13 protein-coding genes are annotated in these 14,852 nt (G+C 64.5%); 6 read left to right on the top strand and 7 right to left on the bottom strand.

From position 1 onward, the window contains the following. Positions 1-58: 58 nt before the first annotated feature. The 4 genes from AC1D2O_RS33665 to AC1D2O_RS33650 all read right to left on the bottom strand — a co-directional run bounded on the left by AC1D2O_RS33665 (position 59) and on the right by AC1D2O_RS33650 (position 3,899). Positions 59-1,090 carry an AraC family transcriptional regulator gene (locus AC1D2O_RS33665; RefSeq protein WP_478093570.1) on the bottom strand — a complete coding sequence of 344 codons (1,032 nt, stop codon included), beginning with the start codon at positions 1,088-1,090 and terminating at the stop codon, positions 59-61. A 129-nt stretch (positions 1,091-1,219) separates the two neighbouring features. Next, on the bottom strand, positions 1,220-2,125 hold the full coding sequence (locus AC1D2O_RS33660; protein WP_478093572.1) for a LysR family transcriptional regulator: 906 nt from the start codon (positions 2,123-2,125) through the stop codon (positions 1,220-1,222). A 75-nt stretch (positions 2,126-2,200) separates the two neighbouring features. Further along, positions 2,201-3,121, bottom strand: coding sequence for an alpha/beta fold hydrolase (locus AC1D2O_RS33655; protein ID WP_478091254.1), 921 nt, complete (start codon positions 3,119-3,121; stop codon positions 2,201-2,203). 13 nt (positions 3,122-3,134) lie between these two features. Continuing rightward, positions 3,135-3,899 carry an SDR family oxidoreductase gene (locus AC1D2O_RS33650; protein WP_478091252.1) on the bottom strand — a complete coding sequence of 255 codons (765 nt, stop codon included), beginning with the start codon at positions 3,897-3,899 and terminating at the stop codon, positions 3,135-3,137. Between the two features lie 291 nt (positions 3,900-4,190). On the opposite strand from AC1D2O_RS33650, the gene AC1D2O_RS33645 reads away from it, so the two are divergent. Further along, positions 4,191-7,262 carry an autotransporter outer membrane beta-barrel domain-containing protein gene (locus AC1D2O_RS33645; RefSeq protein WP_478158617.1) on the top strand — a complete coding sequence of 1,024 codons (3,072 nt, stop codon included), beginning with the start codon at positions 4,191-4,193 and terminating at the stop codon, positions 7,260-7,262. A 45-nt stretch (positions 7,263-7,307) separates the two neighbouring features. On the opposite strand, the gene AC1D2O_RS33640 is transcribed toward AC1D2O_RS33645, so the two are convergent. Then, entirely contained in the window at positions 7,308-7,562 is a 255-nt protein-coding gene (locus tag AC1D2O_RS33640; RefSeq protein WP_478091251.1) for an N-acetyltransferase family protein, read from the bottom strand. Positions 7,563-7,592: 30 nt separating this feature from the next. Here AC1D2O_RS33640 and AC1D2O_RS33635 point away from each other — a divergent pair, with 30 nt between their 5' ends. The 4 genes from AC1D2O_RS33635 to AC1D2O_RS33620 all read left to right on the top strand — a co-directional run bounded on the left by AC1D2O_RS33635 (position 7,593) and on the right by AC1D2O_RS33620 (position 11,172). Further along, entirely contained in the window at positions 7,593-8,165 is a 573-nt protein-coding gene (locus AC1D2O_RS33635) for a TetR/AcrR family transcriptional regulator (protein ID WP_478091250.1), read from the top strand. 72 nt (positions 8,166-8,237) lie between these two features. After that, positions 8,238-8,714, top strand: coding sequence for a (2Fe-2S)-binding protein (locus AC1D2O_RS33630; protein ID WP_478158616.1), 477 nt, complete (start codon positions 8,238-8,240; stop codon positions 8,712-8,714). A gap of 68 nt (positions 8,715-8,782) precedes the next feature. Then, on the top strand, positions 8,783-10,990 hold the full coding sequence (locus tag AC1D2O_RS33625) for a xanthine dehydrogenase family protein molybdopterin-binding subunit (protein ID WP_478158625.1): 2,208 nt from the start codon (positions 8,783-8,785) through the stop codon (positions 10,988-10,990). Positions 10,991-11,001: 11 nt separating this feature from the next. Beyond that, positions 11,002-11,172: a hypothetical protein gene (locus AC1D2O_RS33620; protein ID WP_478158615.1), complete on the top strand. Its 171-nt coding sequence runs from the start codon at positions 11,002-11,004 to the stop codon at positions 11,170-11,172. A gap of 79 nt (positions 11,173-11,251) precedes the next feature. Here the strand turns inward: AC1D2O_RS33620 and AC1D2O_RS33615 are convergent, their stop codons facing one another. Continuing rightward, on the bottom strand, positions 11,252-11,449 hold the full coding sequence (locus AC1D2O_RS33615; RefSeq protein ID WP_477650710.1) for a hypothetical protein: 198 nt from the start codon (positions 11,447-11,449) through the stop codon (positions 11,252-11,254). Positions 11,450-12,003: 554 nt separating this feature from the next. On the opposite strand from AC1D2O_RS33615, the gene AC1D2O_RS33610 reads away from it, so the two are divergent. Continuing rightward, entirely contained in the window at positions 12,004-12,360 is a 357-nt protein-coding gene (locus tag AC1D2O_RS33610) for a hypothetical protein (RefSeq protein ID WP_477650709.1), read from the top strand. 617 nt (positions 12,361-12,977) lie between these two features. Here AC1D2O_RS33610 and AC1D2O_RS33605 read toward each other — a convergent pair. Then, positions 12,978-14,852: 3'-5' exonuclease (locus AC1D2O_RS33605; protein WP_478158614.1), on the bottom strand; the 1,875-nt coding region annotated here is incomplete at its 5' end.

Below are 14,852 nucleotides of genomic sequence, written 5' to 3'. Positions count from 1 at the left end.
GCGACTGGTCAAGCCAGTTGCCGTCCTCCGCACACGGCGGATTCGGGCGTCCGGATTCTCAGTGCTGGCTGCCTCGAAGGGTCTGCCGCATCTTGCTCGGCGGGACGCGATACCAGTCCTTGAACTTGCGACTGAAATTGGTGTGGTCGTTGTAGCCCAGCTGCGACGCGATGGCTTCGATCGACAGCTCGGTGTGTTCCAGATACCAGGCGGCATGCTGCTTTCGCAGGCCATCCTTGATGTCGGAGTAGGTGAGGTCCGCATCCGCGAGCCTTCGCACCAAGGTCCGCGAGGACACACCCAGGTCCGGCGCCAGATCGCTCAGCTCGGGGTTGGTCGTGAGGCGTTCGAGCAGCGCCTGCTTGACGCGCTGAATGAACTCGACGTGTCCGAGTTCGGATTCCATGGTTCGGCAGTCCTGCGCCGCGGCCTGGAATGCCTTCTCGTCGGCCGAGGTCGAACGCTCGGCAAGCAGCCGGGTCGGCAGCTGAAGCGTCAGGCACTTCTGATCGAACGCCACCTTTCGGACGAAGCGCAAACAGGGCACATCGGTGCCCGCCGGACGGGCGTACGGCAACCCCACCGTGAGCTCGTCGACCGGGCGCCCCAGGATCGCCTCGACCATCCGGCAGTGCGCCCCGACGATGGACTGCATCACGAAGACATGCGTCTCGCACAATGGGCGCAACGGGCTGACCGTGATGGTGCTCCATCGAGGTCCGTTGTCCATGTGGAAGTCCATGCTGCGGAAGATCAGCTTGGCGTTTTCGCTCACGAACTGAAGGCTTTGCCCCAGCGTTTCGCTCGTCACGGCCGCGATGCCCACCGGGCTGTGATACGGCTGGAGCATGGAGCCTGCGATCAGGCCCAGCGCAGGCTCGCCGCTGCACTTGATGGCGTGCGCGACGAAGCGCCGGAACACGGAGAAATCCAGCAACGGCTTGCCGTCGCAGAGGTCCTGCCAGGCCAGGCCTGCACTTGCAAGAACCTCGGAGGGCCGCACGCCCCGATTGTTGAGGCAGTCCAGGATGCATCGGACATAGATCGGATGCACGAACGGGATGGCAACTTCGCCCTTGATACGCTTCACTCGGTAACAGTTTCTAACTTCGAATCGCTTTTCGACTTTCGCCGAAAACGACCTAGTTTAGACGCCGTGGGTGACCTGCCCATGACATCCCTGATGCGTCGCAGGGGCAGGGCGCCGCCTTGCAATGCCTCAGCGCTCCGAATCCCAATAGGGCGGGTCGCCGAACGCGGTCTTGAGCGCATCGGTCATGGCCCGCAGCTTCGCCGAGGGCGAACGGCCTTCCGGATGCGCCACGTACAGGAACTCTTCCTCCGAGGGAAGACCGATGTCGATCGCGAGCAGCCTGCCGGCACGCAGGGACTCTCCGACGATGAAAGTCGGCAGCAGCGCGATGCCCAGGCCCGCCTCGCAGGCGTCGCGCATCATGTCGCCGTTGTTCACGCGCAGGGCGCGCGACGCGCGCACCGACACGAGCTCGCCATCGCGGCGGAACTGCCAGTCGGCCACGCCACGGTTCGTATAGAAGACGCCTCGGTGGCGCTGCAGCTCCTCGGCGCTGGAGGGCCGGCCTTGCTGCTCGATGTAGTCCGGCGAGGCGACCAGCGCCCGACGGCTGCGGGCCAGCGTCCACGCCACCAGGCGCGAATCGACGAGAGGCCCGTGCCGAACCACGCCGTCGTAGCCGTCCGATGCGGCATCGACGCGCCGATCGTCAAGCTCGAGCGTCAGCTCGACGCCGGGATGGGCCGCGATGAACGGATACAGCGCCGGACCCAGGTGCATGCGGCCGAAGGTGACCGGCGCGGAAATCCGCAGCGGCCCGACCAGCGTGCCGCGCCGCTGCGCCATCTCGGCGGCGGCCTCCTCGACATCCCGCATGATGGCCGAGGCGCGCGCCAGGAAGGCGGTGCCGTCCTCGGTGAGCGTGAGCTTGCGCGTCGAGCGGTGCAGCAGCCGAACGCCGAGTTCCTTTTCAAGATCGGCGAGGCGCTCGCTGACGACCGACTTGGAGAGATTCAGTCGTCGCGATGCCTCGCTGAGGGAGCCCGACTCCGCGACCGCCACGAAGGTGGCCATGCCATCCAGCTTCAACATGCACTGAGTCCTTGTTGTCACGCACGGCAAGCACTTTAGTCTTGTTTGCCGGGCGTCAAGGACGGGCATGCGGATTCAGTGCGCGAGGAAGGCCTGCACCGCGCTGACGGTCTTCTCAGGCGCTTCCTCCATCAGCCAGTGGCCCGAGCCGGGGACGACCAGCTCGGTCACGTCGGTGGCGGCGTTGCGCATCACCACCGCCTCCGTCGCGCCGAAGGACTTCTGGCCGCCGATGGCGAGCACCGGCATCGCCAGCTTGGTCTTTCCGGACTCGGCGTTGTCCTTCGCGTCCTGCCGGATCGAGAGGAACTGCGCAAAGGCCGACTGCATCGCCCCGGGGCGTGCATAGAGCTTGGCGTAGTGCACGCGCGTGGCTTCGTCGATCTTGCGCGGGTCGCCGGCGAACTCGTTCCAGAAGCGGTCGAGGTAGATGCGCTCGCGCCCCTTCACCAGCCGCAGCATGTCGGCGCCGCCGAAGTCGAAATGCCACAGCGGGGGCGAGCGAACGATCTCGTCCCATGGCGCGATGCCGGGCACGGGTGCATCCATCACGACCAGGCGCGTGGTCTTGTCCGGATAGCGGGCGGCGTAGGCGTAGGCCACCATGGTGCCGATGTCGTGGCCCACCACATCCGCCTTGTCGATGCCCAGCGTGTCGAGCACCGCCCGCATGTCGGCCGCCTGCGTGCGCTTGTCGTAGCCGCCTGGCGGCCTGGACGACAGGCCCATGCCGCGAAGGTCGGGCACCACCACCGTGTGGTCGCGCGCCAGGGCGGCGGCCATCGGCGACCACATGTCGCCGGTGTCTCCGAAGCCGTGCAGCAGCAGCACGGCCGGCCCAGTGCCGCCGATGCGCACGTGCAGTTGGGCGCCTTCCGCGGCGTCGATGGTCTGCGTGCGGAAGCCGGCCGGATAGGGCTTGACCTGCGCGTGCGCCGGCATCGCAAGAGCCGCAAGGGTGAGCGCCAGAGCGCCGAGGAGGCTGGACGGTTTCATGGGGGCTTTCCGATCAGGTGCGGGTGATGGATGCACCGCCATCGACCAGCGATGCGGTACCGGTGACGAAAGACGAGTCGTCCGAGGCCAGGTAGAGCACGGAGCGAGCCAGCTCCTCCGGCCGCGCCACGCGCTTGAGCGCATGGAGATTCGTGACGAAGGCCTGCGACTCCTTGGTGTTGTTCATGCCGCGGTACATGTCGGTGTCGACGGCGCCCGGCAAGATTGCGTTGACGCGCACCCCTTGCGGGCCGTATTCGGCGGCCAGCGCCTGAGTCAGGCCGATCAGGCCCGACTTGCTCGCCGCATAGGCGGCCACGCCCGGAAACGCGAAGGTGTGGCCGACGAAGGTGGAGGTGAAGATCACCGAGCCGCCGCCGTTCTCGAGCATCTGCGCGATCTGGTGCTTGGCGCCGAGGAAGGCGCCGGTCAGGTTGATCGCCAGCGTGTCGGCCCAGCCGGCTTCGGTGACGCCCGTGCTGGCCCCGCCTTCGCCCAGGGTGCCTGCGTTGTTGAAGGCGACGTCGAGGCGGCCGTAGGTCGACACGGCCAGCGCGACGAGGGCGCGCGCATAGTCTTCCGAGCGCACATCGCCGGCGAGTGCGACGGCTTCGCCACCGGCGGCGCGGACCTCGGCGACGAGCTGGTCGAGTTCGGCCGCCCGGCGCGCGCCGACGACCAGCCTGGCGCCTTCCGCCGCGAAGAGTTTGGCGGTTGCATGGCCGATGCCGGCGCTGGCGCCGGTGATGAGGGCGACTTTTCCTTGGAGACGGTTCACGGTGGTTCCTTGGGTTGCTGAGTGAAGCGATGAGATGCACTCAGTGTGGAGACCAGGGACCGTTTGCACTAGACGTCCAACCTCGATGCTGGCTTTCGGAAAAACCGAACGAGCGGGCGATCGGCTTGGCGCCGCGAAAGCGCCATCGCTGAAAGTTATTGACACTTTCTGAAAGGAACTGAGGTTGACGCCATCCGCCTGAGTGCTGAAAGTCGCTGCTCCTGCATCCAGATGTCACTTGTGTTTCTTGATGCGTCCGAGAGCGTTTCAAAACAGGTGGAGTCGATTGCAGTGAACAGGTCTTATCGGTCGATGTGGAATGGCGCGCTGGGCGCCTGGGTGGCGGTGTCGGAGGTGGCGCGCACAGGCGGGAAAAGCAGCCAGCGCGGGCTGGTTGCGGCGGCTGTGGCGGCCGCGGCCCTCATGTGCGGAACCGCGAATGCGGCCGACATGGTCTTCAAAGGCTTGAATGTGATTCAGCCGATGAACGTCGCGTCGAACTGGGTAGGGGGCGTGCGCCCCGGGCTGGGCGACCGCGGCGTGGTGTCCGGCACGGCGCTATCGATCAGCCCGGGTGGCATCTCGCTCGGTGTCCTTTGGATCACCAGCGGCGCGGCGGTGATCCGCTTCAACCAGGCCATGTCGTCGCTCTCGCTTGCCGGTATCGACGGCGTCGGCATTCAGTCGGACTCCGCCAAACAGATCTCTCTTCCCACCCACATCAATCTGCTAGGCGATATTGCCCTCCGGACGACCAATGCCGCGGGAGGAGGCTTCACTTTCGCGGGCCAGAGCGGTTATTCGAACTATGGCATCCAGCTCGGGAACCACACACTGACCCTTGATCCGGTCCACGCGGCCAATGTCATGGAGTCACGCGAAGGCGTCGGCATCTTCGGCACCGGGAACGTCATCAAGACCGGCGCGGGGACGCTCACCTGGAACGGCGCACCTGGCAACGCCGGCTATGACACCTCGCGGTTGCAATACACCGGCTACACGGACATCCGCGAGGGCACCTTTGCCCTCACCGGCATCTCCAGCCTGGTGAACTCCAGCCGCGTGAACGTCAACGGCACGCTCGACATCTCGGGCACGGCCAATGGGCTCTACGACACCACGGGCACGCCCGGCGGCAGCAGCCTGCGCAACCTGACCGGCGCCGGTCAGATCGTGCTGGGGGCGCGCAACCTGCACCTCCGGGCCGGGCAGAGCGACTTTGCCGGCACCGTCAGCGGCACCGGTGCGCTTGTCGTCGAAGGCGGCGAGGCCACGCTGCGTGGCGCGAGCAGCTACAGCGGCGGCACGCAGCTCAAGAGCGGGCGCCTGAACCTCGGGCACAACAGCGCGCTGGGCACCGGCGAGCTGGCCATGGACGACGGCACCACGCTGGGCTTCGTCGCCGATGGCCTGAACGTCGCCAACAACATCCGGCTCACGGGCACGCAGGGGCCGGTGATCGACACCGGCGCCTTCAGCGAAACCCTCTCCGGGGTCCTCAGCGGCACCGGCGTGTTGACCAAAAAAGGCACCGGAACGCTGACGCTGCGCAGCGCGAGCAGCTACAGCGGCGGCACCCAACTCAAGAGCGGTCGCCTGAACCTCGGCCACAACCAGGCCCTGGGCACCGGCGAGCTGGCCATGGACGACGGCACCACGCTCGGCTTCGTCGCCGATGGCCTGACCATTGCCAACAACATCCGGCTCACCGGCACGCAGGACCCGGTGATCGACACCGGCGCGTTCAACGAAACGCTCTCCGGCGTCATCAGCGGCACCGGCTTCCTGACCAAGGAGGGCAGCGGCACGCTGACCCTCAGCGCTGCCAGCACCTACACCGGCGCCACGAACGTGGCGGCCGGCACCGTGCGCGCGGGGGCCGCCGGCACCTTCAGCGCCGGCTCGGCGCACACGGTGGCCGCAGGCGCGGTGCTCGACCTCGCCGGCCACAACCAGACCATCGCGGCGATGACCAACGCCGGCACCGTGTCGCTGCCGGGCGGCACGGCCCGCACCACCCTGACCATGAACGGTCCCTGGATCGGACAAGGCGGGACGCTGAATGTGGCCCTCGCGTCGGCCAGCGGCGGCATCGTCTCGGACCGGCTGGTGCTCAACGGCGCCACGGCCAAGGCGAGCGGCCGCACCACGGTGCAGGTCGGCAACCAGGGGCTGCTGGGCGCGATGACCACTGGCAACGGCATCGAGGTCGTCAGCGCGCTCAATGGGGCGACCACCACCGCCCAGACGACGCGCGACGCCTTCAGCCTCGCGGGCGGCCACATCGATGCCGGCGCCTTCGAGTACCGGCTGTACGCCGCCGACGTCGACGGCACCGGCGAGAACTGGTACCTGCGTTCGGCGACCACCGCGACGCCTCCTGCGGCGCCGGGCCTCCCGGTGGTGGGCGGGCAGCCCACCTACCGCCTCGAAGTCCCGCAGTTCGCCGCGCTGCCCGAGCAGCTGCGCCAGGGCAACTTCGTGATGCTGAGCAACCTGCACCAGCGCGTCGGCGACGAGTCGGGCGCCGGTGCGCCGCGCCAGGCCTGGGGACGCATCATCAGCACCGACCGCACGGTGAGCCAGACCGGCGCGGCGAGCCCCGACAGCGAAGGCCGCCTGAACGGCTTCCAGGCCGGCACCGACCTGTGGGCTGACCCGAACTGGCGCACGGGCGTCTACGTCGGCCAGCTCGAAGGCGACATGCGCGTCACGGGCTTCGCGCGCGGCATCGCCAACCTGGCGGTGGGCAGCAACGACCTGCGCAGCCGCTACCTCGGCATCTACGCCACCTGGCGCAACGGGGGCGGCTTCTATGCCGACGCGGTGCTGCAGGGCGGGCGCCACCGCTACGACGTCTCGCCGCAGCTCGCGCTGGCGACGCACGGTAACGGCGACAGCCTGCTGGCCTCGATCGAGGTGGGGCAGGGCTTCCAGGTCGCTCCCGGCTGGTCGCTGGAGCCGCAGCTGCAGCTGATGCACCAGCGCGTCGATCTCGACAACGTCGCCATCGCCGGCGCCACCGTCCAGCAGGACAGCCACAACGGCTGGATCGCGCGCGTGGGGCTGCGCCTGAAGGGTGATGTGACGACCGCCGCCGGCGTGCTGCAGCCCTATGGCCGGCTGAACGTCTACAGCAGCAGCCAGGGCACCGACGTCTCGCGTTTCATCGGCCCGGGCGGCTACGCCGACATCGCCACCCGCACCGGCGGCACCAGCACGGAGCTGGCCGCGGGCGCGACGCTGGCGCTGTCGGCCGCCACCAGCCTTTATGGCGAACTCGGCAAACTCTGGGCCTCGGGCGGCGACGCGCGCGCCAGCAGCGGGCTCAACGCCAGCGTCGGCGTGAAGGTGCGCTGGTAGGGCCGGTGCCGATCGGGGCCCGAACCCAAGGGCCTGTCTCCTGAATCAGGCGAGGAGCAGGCCCAGCACGTACTCGTCGACGTAGTGCGGCTCGTCGGCCCGCTTGTAGAACTCTCGCAGCGTGCCTTCGTGCACGAAACCCAGCTTCTCGTAGAAGCGCAGGGCTTGCGTGTTGTCGCTCTCGGCGAACAGCTCGATGCGCCTGACACCGTCGGCCTTGAGCCGCTCGATGGCATCGGTGACCATGGCATGCCCCACCCCTTGCCCCTGGCGCGCACTCTTGAGCGAATAATTGTTCACCAAAAGCCCGAAAAGCACTAAGATCGCCCCGTGAAACCCAAGGACGAAGACAAACTCCGCGCCATCGCCGAAGCCACGTTCACGCTGGTCGAGCAGACCGGCCTGAGCGGCCTGACCATGGCGGCCATCGCGCGCGAGGCGGGCCTGGCCACGGGCACGCTCTACGTCTACTTCAAGTCCAAGGAAGAGTTGATGGTCGCGCTCTACGAGCAGGCCAAGACGAACACCACCGCCAGCCTCCTGCACGGCGACGACCCGAAGGCGCCGTTTCGCAGCCGCTTCCGCCACATGTGGATGAACTGGCTCGACCACCGCCTCACGCACTATGCGCAGGTCGTGTTCCTGGAGCAGTACTACAACTCGCCCTGGTTCAGCGAAGAGAGCCGCAATCTCTCCGCCCGGCTCATCAAGGGCTGGATCGACCTGATCGAGGCCGCCAAGGCGCAGCAGATCCTGAAGGACGTGCCCACCGTGCTGCTGATCAACAGCTTCGCCGGTTCGGTGCGCGAGACCGCCAACCTGCTGCGCTCCGGCGCCCTGGCCCGCACCGACGCCAACCTGGCGATGGCCTTCGGCCTCTGCTGGGACGGCATCAAAGCCTGAGCCGCTTGACCTCGGCCGTGCACAGGTCTATTGTTTGCCCGAACCGTTATTCATCGAAGAGAGAGCCCCACCATGACCACCACCCTCCACATCAACGGCAAGGATCGGCAGGTCGATGCCGATCCGTCCACCCCGATCCTCTGGGCCCTGCGCGACACGCTCGGCATGACCGGCACCAAGTTCGGCTGCGGCGCGGCGCTGTGCGGCGCCTGCACGGTGCATCTCAACGGCCAGCCGATCCGCTCCTGCGTGACGCCGATCTCCGCCGCGGCGGGCCAGAAGATCACCACCATCGAAGCCGTCACCGACGGCAGCGACAAGGTCGGCAAGGCCGTGAGCGCGGCCTGGGTCAAGCATGACGTGGCGCAGTGCGGCTACTGCCAGAGCGGGCAGATCATGTCGGCCACCGCCTTCCTGAAGACGCTTCAGCCCGGCAAGCTGCCCAGCGAGGCCGAGATCGATTCGGCCATGGCCGGCAACATCTGCCGCTGCGGCACCTACGCGCGCATCCGCGCCGCGGTCGCCGACGCCGCCAAGACCCTGGCTTGAAGAAGAAGGAGAGCACCATGAACTTCGACCCCACCACCTTCGAGCTGCCCGCCAACCTTCGCGCGCTGATGACGCGCAACGAAAACAGCACCGACGAACCCCAAGGCCTCCCGCGGCGCAGCTTCCTGAAGCTCACGGCAGTGAGCGGCTTCGCGCTCGGCGTCTTCCCCGCGGGTGTACTTGCACAGGAAGCGGACCCCACGGGATCAGGCCGGCCGCCAGGCCTGAAGCCATTGCAGCAGCCCTCGGCCTTCGTGCGCATCGACCGCGACGGCACCACCACCATCACCATCAACCGGCTCGACTTCGGGCAGGGCGTGCAGACCGGGCTGCCGATGATCCTGGCCGAAGAACTCGACGCCGACTGGTCGAAGGTCAAGAGCGTTCACGGCACCAACGACCCGGCGTACATCGATCCCATGTTCGGCATGCACATCACGGGCGGCTCGGGCTCGATCAAGAACTCGTACACGCAGTACCGCGAGCTCGGCGCCCGCACCCGCGCCATGCTGGTCGGCGCGGCGGCGGCACAGTGGAAGGTGAGTGCCTCCACGCTGCAGACGCGCGACGGCGTCGTCATCGGCCCCGGTGGCAAGAAGTTGGGCTACGGCGAGCTGGCCGAAGCGGCGATGAAGCTGCGCGTACCCGACACGGTCAAGCTCAAGGACCCGAAGGACTTCCACCTCATCGGCAAGCCCACCGGCCGGCTCGACGCCCAGGCCAAGTCCAGCGGTCACCAGAATTACGGCATCGACATGAAGCTGCCCGGCATGCTGACCGCCGTGGTGGTGCATCCGCCGGTGTTCGCTGCCAAGGTCAGGTCGGTGGACGACAGCGCCGCGAAGGCGGTCAAGGGCGTCAAGGCCGTGCTGCGCGTGCCGCTCGACCGTGGCGCCGAAGGCGTGGCCGTGGTCGCCGATGGCTACTGGGCCGCCAAGCAGGGCCGCGATGCGCTCAAGATCGATTGGGACACCAGCGGCGTCGACAAGGTCGACAGCGAGAAGCAGCTGGCGCAGTACCGCGAGCTCGCGACCCTGCCGGGCCCGCGCAAGTACAACGACGATGTGTCGAAGCTGGCCAGCGCGCCGCACAAGATCAACGCCGAATTCGTCTTCCCCTACCTGGCGCACGCGCCGATGGAGCCGCTCAACTGCACCGTCCACCTGGTCGGCAACAAGGCGGAAGTGTGGACAGGCACGCAGATGCCCGGCATCGACGGCATGGCCGCCGCCAAGGTGCTGGGCGTGCCGCCGCAGAACGTCAAGGTCAACGTGCAGATGGCGGGCGGCGGCTTCGGCCGTCGCGGCCTGCTGACCAGCGACTTCGTGGCCGAGGCCTGCAGCGTCGTCAAGGTCGCGCAGGCGGCGGGCATCAAGGCGCCGATCCGCACGCTGTGGAGCCGCGAGGACGACATCAAGGGCGGCTACTACCGCCCGATGCACCTGCACACCGCGAAGATCGGCTTCGACGCGCAGGGCAAGATCACGGCCTGGGACCACGTCATCGTCGGCCAGTCGCTGCTGATGGGCACCCTGTTCGAGCAGATGATGGTCAAGGACGGCATCGACGCCACCGCCGTCGAGGGCATGAAGGAGCCGTACGACATCCCGATGCGGCTCACGGTGCATCACCCCAAGCTCAACGTGCCGGTGCTCTGGTGGCGCAGCGTGGGCTCGACCCACACCGCCTTCGTCATGGAGACGCTGCTCGACGAAATCGCCCGCACGACGAAGCAAGACCCGGTCGCCTACCGCATGAAGCTCATCGGCGACCAGCACCCGCGCCACAAGGCGGCGCTGCAGCTCGCTGTGGACAAGTCCGGCTACGGCAAGAAGAAGCTCGAAGCGGGCCGCGCCTGGGGCGTGGCGGTGCACGAATCCTTCGACTCGGTGGTGGCCTATGTGGTGGAAGCCTCGGTGAAGGATGGCACGCCCACATTGCACCAAGTGACCGCGGGCGTGCACTGCAACCTGGTGGTCAACCCGCAAAGCGTGGAGGCGCAGGTGCAGGGGGCGGCGGTGATGGGGTTGTCGATGTGCCTGCCGGGTGCCGCGATCACGCTGAAGGACGGGGTGGTGCAGCAGAGCAACTTTGGGGACTTCGTGGTGCCGCGCATTACGGACATGCCGCAGATTGCGGTGTTCACGGTGCCTAGCGCGGATGCGCCGACCGGCATGGGCGAGCCGGGGCTGCCGCCGCTGGCGCCTGCGTTTGCGAATGCGGTGGCGGCGATCACGGGGAAGCCGGTGCGGGAGTTGCCTTTCAAGCTGGCTTGACGCACGGGCCGGTGCGCAGATCCCTGGCCACCCATTCGGCGGTGGCACTGGTCATGCTGTGCGCCATCGCCACGCCGGCCGGCGCGCCACGCGCCGAGCCGGCCCGCGCCGAGCCCGTCGCCGCCGCGGGCTGGAACGCCGCCGCGCTGGACGAGCTGACCCGCCTGGGATCGGGGCGATGAAGCTGAAGTCGGAGTTCGTGCGGAAGGCGTGAGGGCCTGCTCGGCTGTATCGCCAAGCGACCACAGGACGCAGCGTCAATCAGCGGAAATGCAGTCTCAGGGCGAGGAGGAGGAAGACGAGGCCGACCACGGCGATCAACGCGATCCGCCCCCAGGGCATCTGGGGTGGTAGCGGTGGCGTGCGGGTGCGCTGGCGTTCAAGAGGAGTGAGCGTGCTGCTGATGCTGGCACGTTCGCTCATTTGCCAATCGTGGAAGTCGTCTCGATCGGTTTTCATGTAGACCATTCTGATTACATTCCGATACAGGCGCTTGGGGGAGCCGGCGTCACGACTTCGGATTTCGTGAAATTGTTAACGAAAGTTGTCTATCTAAGCCCACATCCTCACCAGACGGCGGCGCTGGTCAGGCGCACCTTCCGGCGTTTGCGAATGCGGTGGCGGCGATTGCTGGAAAGCCGGTGCGGGAGTTGCCTTTCAAGCTGGCTTGATGAGCGGGCGCTGAAGATTCCGGGCGATGGATCGGAACGAGGAAGCGCTCTATAGCGTGCGCCAGATGAAATAGCGCTGGCATACTGCGCAAGTCGCGTCGACAAAGGGCGCGATCGGGTTTGGAAGCCCGCAAATGAAGTTATCACGGCGGAAGCCGCAGTTGCCTTTTGGGCCTGCGGCTTCTCGCCGCTCGTGCCCCAGTTTTTGGCGGCTCGGGCGGGAGGGCGCGAGTCCTGCCGGTTTTTTCGTGAGAACTTCCCCGGTCTTCCAACCCGTTCGAGCCGCCGCCCCTCCTTCGAGCGGGCGGCGGTTGCATCAACCGCAAGTAGGGAGACCAAAAAATGGCTAAGACCGTTCGCCCGGCGGAGACGACATCCGCCAAGTCAAAAACCACCAAGCGCAAGGCCGCTGGTGAAGACCCGACGAAAAGCGCCGAAACCAAGAAACAGGCAAGGAAGAAGGCCGTCAGCTCGGCGGCGTTGCTCGTCGAGGACGAGTTCAACAACTTGCGCTGGGCGCAACGCGCCTACGGCTGCGTACATAACTTCCTGAAGCCACTCAACATGCTGAACGTCGAGGAGTATCTTGGCGAGCCCCGGGAGCTGACGGCCTTGATGGAGTTGATCAATACCGAGATGGGACGGCGCATCCAGACGTTGGAAAAGGCGATTCACGCGGCACGGAAGGTGATGCACTGACGTGTGGTGAGGGCTTGGGGGCTTCTTGCGGCCGCCTCGGCCGCATCAAGTCGTCCAACCCGTTCGAGCCCCGCCTCCGCTTCATCGCGGATGCGGCGGGTGAGGCAAGTTGCATTCACTGGGAGGCCGAAAAAATGGCTAAGTCTGCTCGCGCGCTCGCGCATTCCTCAAAAGTCTCGAAGTCCGGCAAGCCCGCAACGGTCGCTGCGAAGCGGCGTCGCGTGCCAATCGCCAAGAAAGCGGCGCCAACGGCGCCAGAGCCTTCAGGGCCGAATGAGTCGGCACTCGCGCATTTCTCGGAGGTCGAGGATGCATTCTTCAATCTGGCTGATTCGTACCGGGCGTACGAATGCCTGCATTGGGTGAGGGGGGCGATCGGTCGTGAGGTGGGTGGAGTCGCGCGTGAGGGCGGCTCCGCATGACTGCCAAAGTCTTGCCTTGCCTGCGCCAGAGTTTTCTTTCTCCTCATCCTCGACATCGAACCTGGGGAGTTGAAATCGTTGAGCCTGTCATCAAGGCGGATGCGGAACGACGCATCGAGGTTGTCGGGATGCGACTCAGTCAGTGCGCAGCGCGTTGAACTGAAGTCAAAGCGAAGTGCTTGTCAGAGCTAGCAGTCAATTAGCTACAAGCCGTCGAATTTCGCCATTGCGCATGTGCGCCTCGTCGCAATCTTGCTGGATTGCTGTTAGAAACCGAGACGCAGGATGCCCGGCCCGCGGGCTGTAGGTAATTGTTAGATTCTCTCTGGCCCGCGTCATCGCCACATAAAGTCTTGCTGCCTCGCGAGGCAAACCTTCCGCATTCACACCGGGATAAGGTAGAACGCCTTCGATCAATCCCATGATGAATACCGAACCGAACTCATGTCCTTTGGCAGACTCGATGGTGCTGATTTTCACTCTTTCACTCTCATAGTCGACGTCTTGACGTAGTTCAATCGATTGAATGCCAACTGCATCTAACGCCTGCATTACCTCCTCACGCGTCCTAACACTAGGACCGATGATGCAAATTTGTCCTGGTGTCTGGCCCATTGTAATCAATGATCGAACCGTGCTTGCGACCGCTGCAGCTTCGTCTCCCAGATTGTTGCAGCGAAGTAGCAAAGGTTTCGTACCATGTCGCTGGGCAAAATCTGGTGTCGAAGGACGAGCGATGTTTTCCTCGTCGACATCTGCAAACTCATATTGAGAAACAAGGCCAAATGCGGCTTTGAGTATCTCGTTCGTGTTGCGGTAGTTCTTTTTAAGACTGAAGCTTCGGCCAATGATGTCGATTCCAATGCGTCGAAGAGAAAACCCTCTCTTATAGATGCTCTGTGCGCCGTCTCCCGCCAAAAATAGGCCGTTTTCTATTTTGGAAATTAACTCGCCCGATGAAGTCTTTAGTCGGCCAATTAATGAAATGTCAAGCTCCGAAAGATCTTGAACTTCATCGCAAAGAATGCATCTGTAATGTCCTTTGCTTTCCTTCATTTCCTCCAGTCTCTTGATGGCTGATGAGACTAGGCCTTCGTGATCTTGCAGTCTAGCTTCTTKCAATTTTTGAATATAGATCTTGATTGCCTCTAAGATCACACGTCTTTCGGCTTGGCTCAAGGGCGCGCCACGTCCCGTGCGCTGAAAAATTAAGGCGTCAATGTAACTATTTAAAGAATCTTCGGCGAGGCGACCGCGCACGTAGGAGATTTCATCTCGCAAGAAAGCGACCAATTCCGCATGATGCATTAATCGAAAGGATGTGCGTTCGACTTCAGGATGCTCCTGAACGTACGCAGCAGTTGAGTTGATGAATTCATCATAGCGTTCGGCGGAAATTGAATGAATCGGTGTCTTGCGTCCATTTAGGTCGTTTATGGTATCTTTGGCAAGCATGCTCATGGTTTTTGTCTCAATAAGAGACCGCTCTACGCCGCAAAGATCATCGGCCAATCGGTCCAGCAGCCTACGCATACTCTCAGTTAGCGTGACTAAAAGTACAGGCTCTTTGTATTTCTTGGCGAGATTTCGCGCGCGATGGATAAGAACACAAGTTTTCCCGCTTCCAGAAACCCCTCTGAGGCGCGCCGACCCACGGAAATCTCTCTCTGAGACGGATTTTTGCTCAGGATGAAGGAAGAGCATCCAATCTGCCAGTGTATTTTTCGCGAGAAATTCGCTCAACAGGTCTCGATCGTCGAACGTGACAAATGACTCACTGTTATCTATGGCCGACATTGCTATGGCGGCAATGGCTGGCTCTACCACGGCGGAGCCTCCATCCATAAGTTCCAATCTCCGCTGCAACTCCGACCATTCTTTGGTGTGTGCGTGCCACATTAAGTCAAATAGAAGACTGGCTTTTTCATAGCCTGCGAGACGATCGAGGTTTTCAAATATATCGTCTGCACTCTGTTCGAAATGAGAGCCGGTAACAGTGTCTGTAAATTGACGCGCAGGGAGGCTCAGTCCAACCCGTTTCCAATCACTATCAACTAGCGTGCGCAATAG

The sequence above is a fragment of the Variovorax sp. P1_G12 genome (assembly GCF_056405555.1).
Note: the sequence above shows the minus strand (reverse complement) of the source record. Positions and strands in the feature narration are given on the sequence as shown.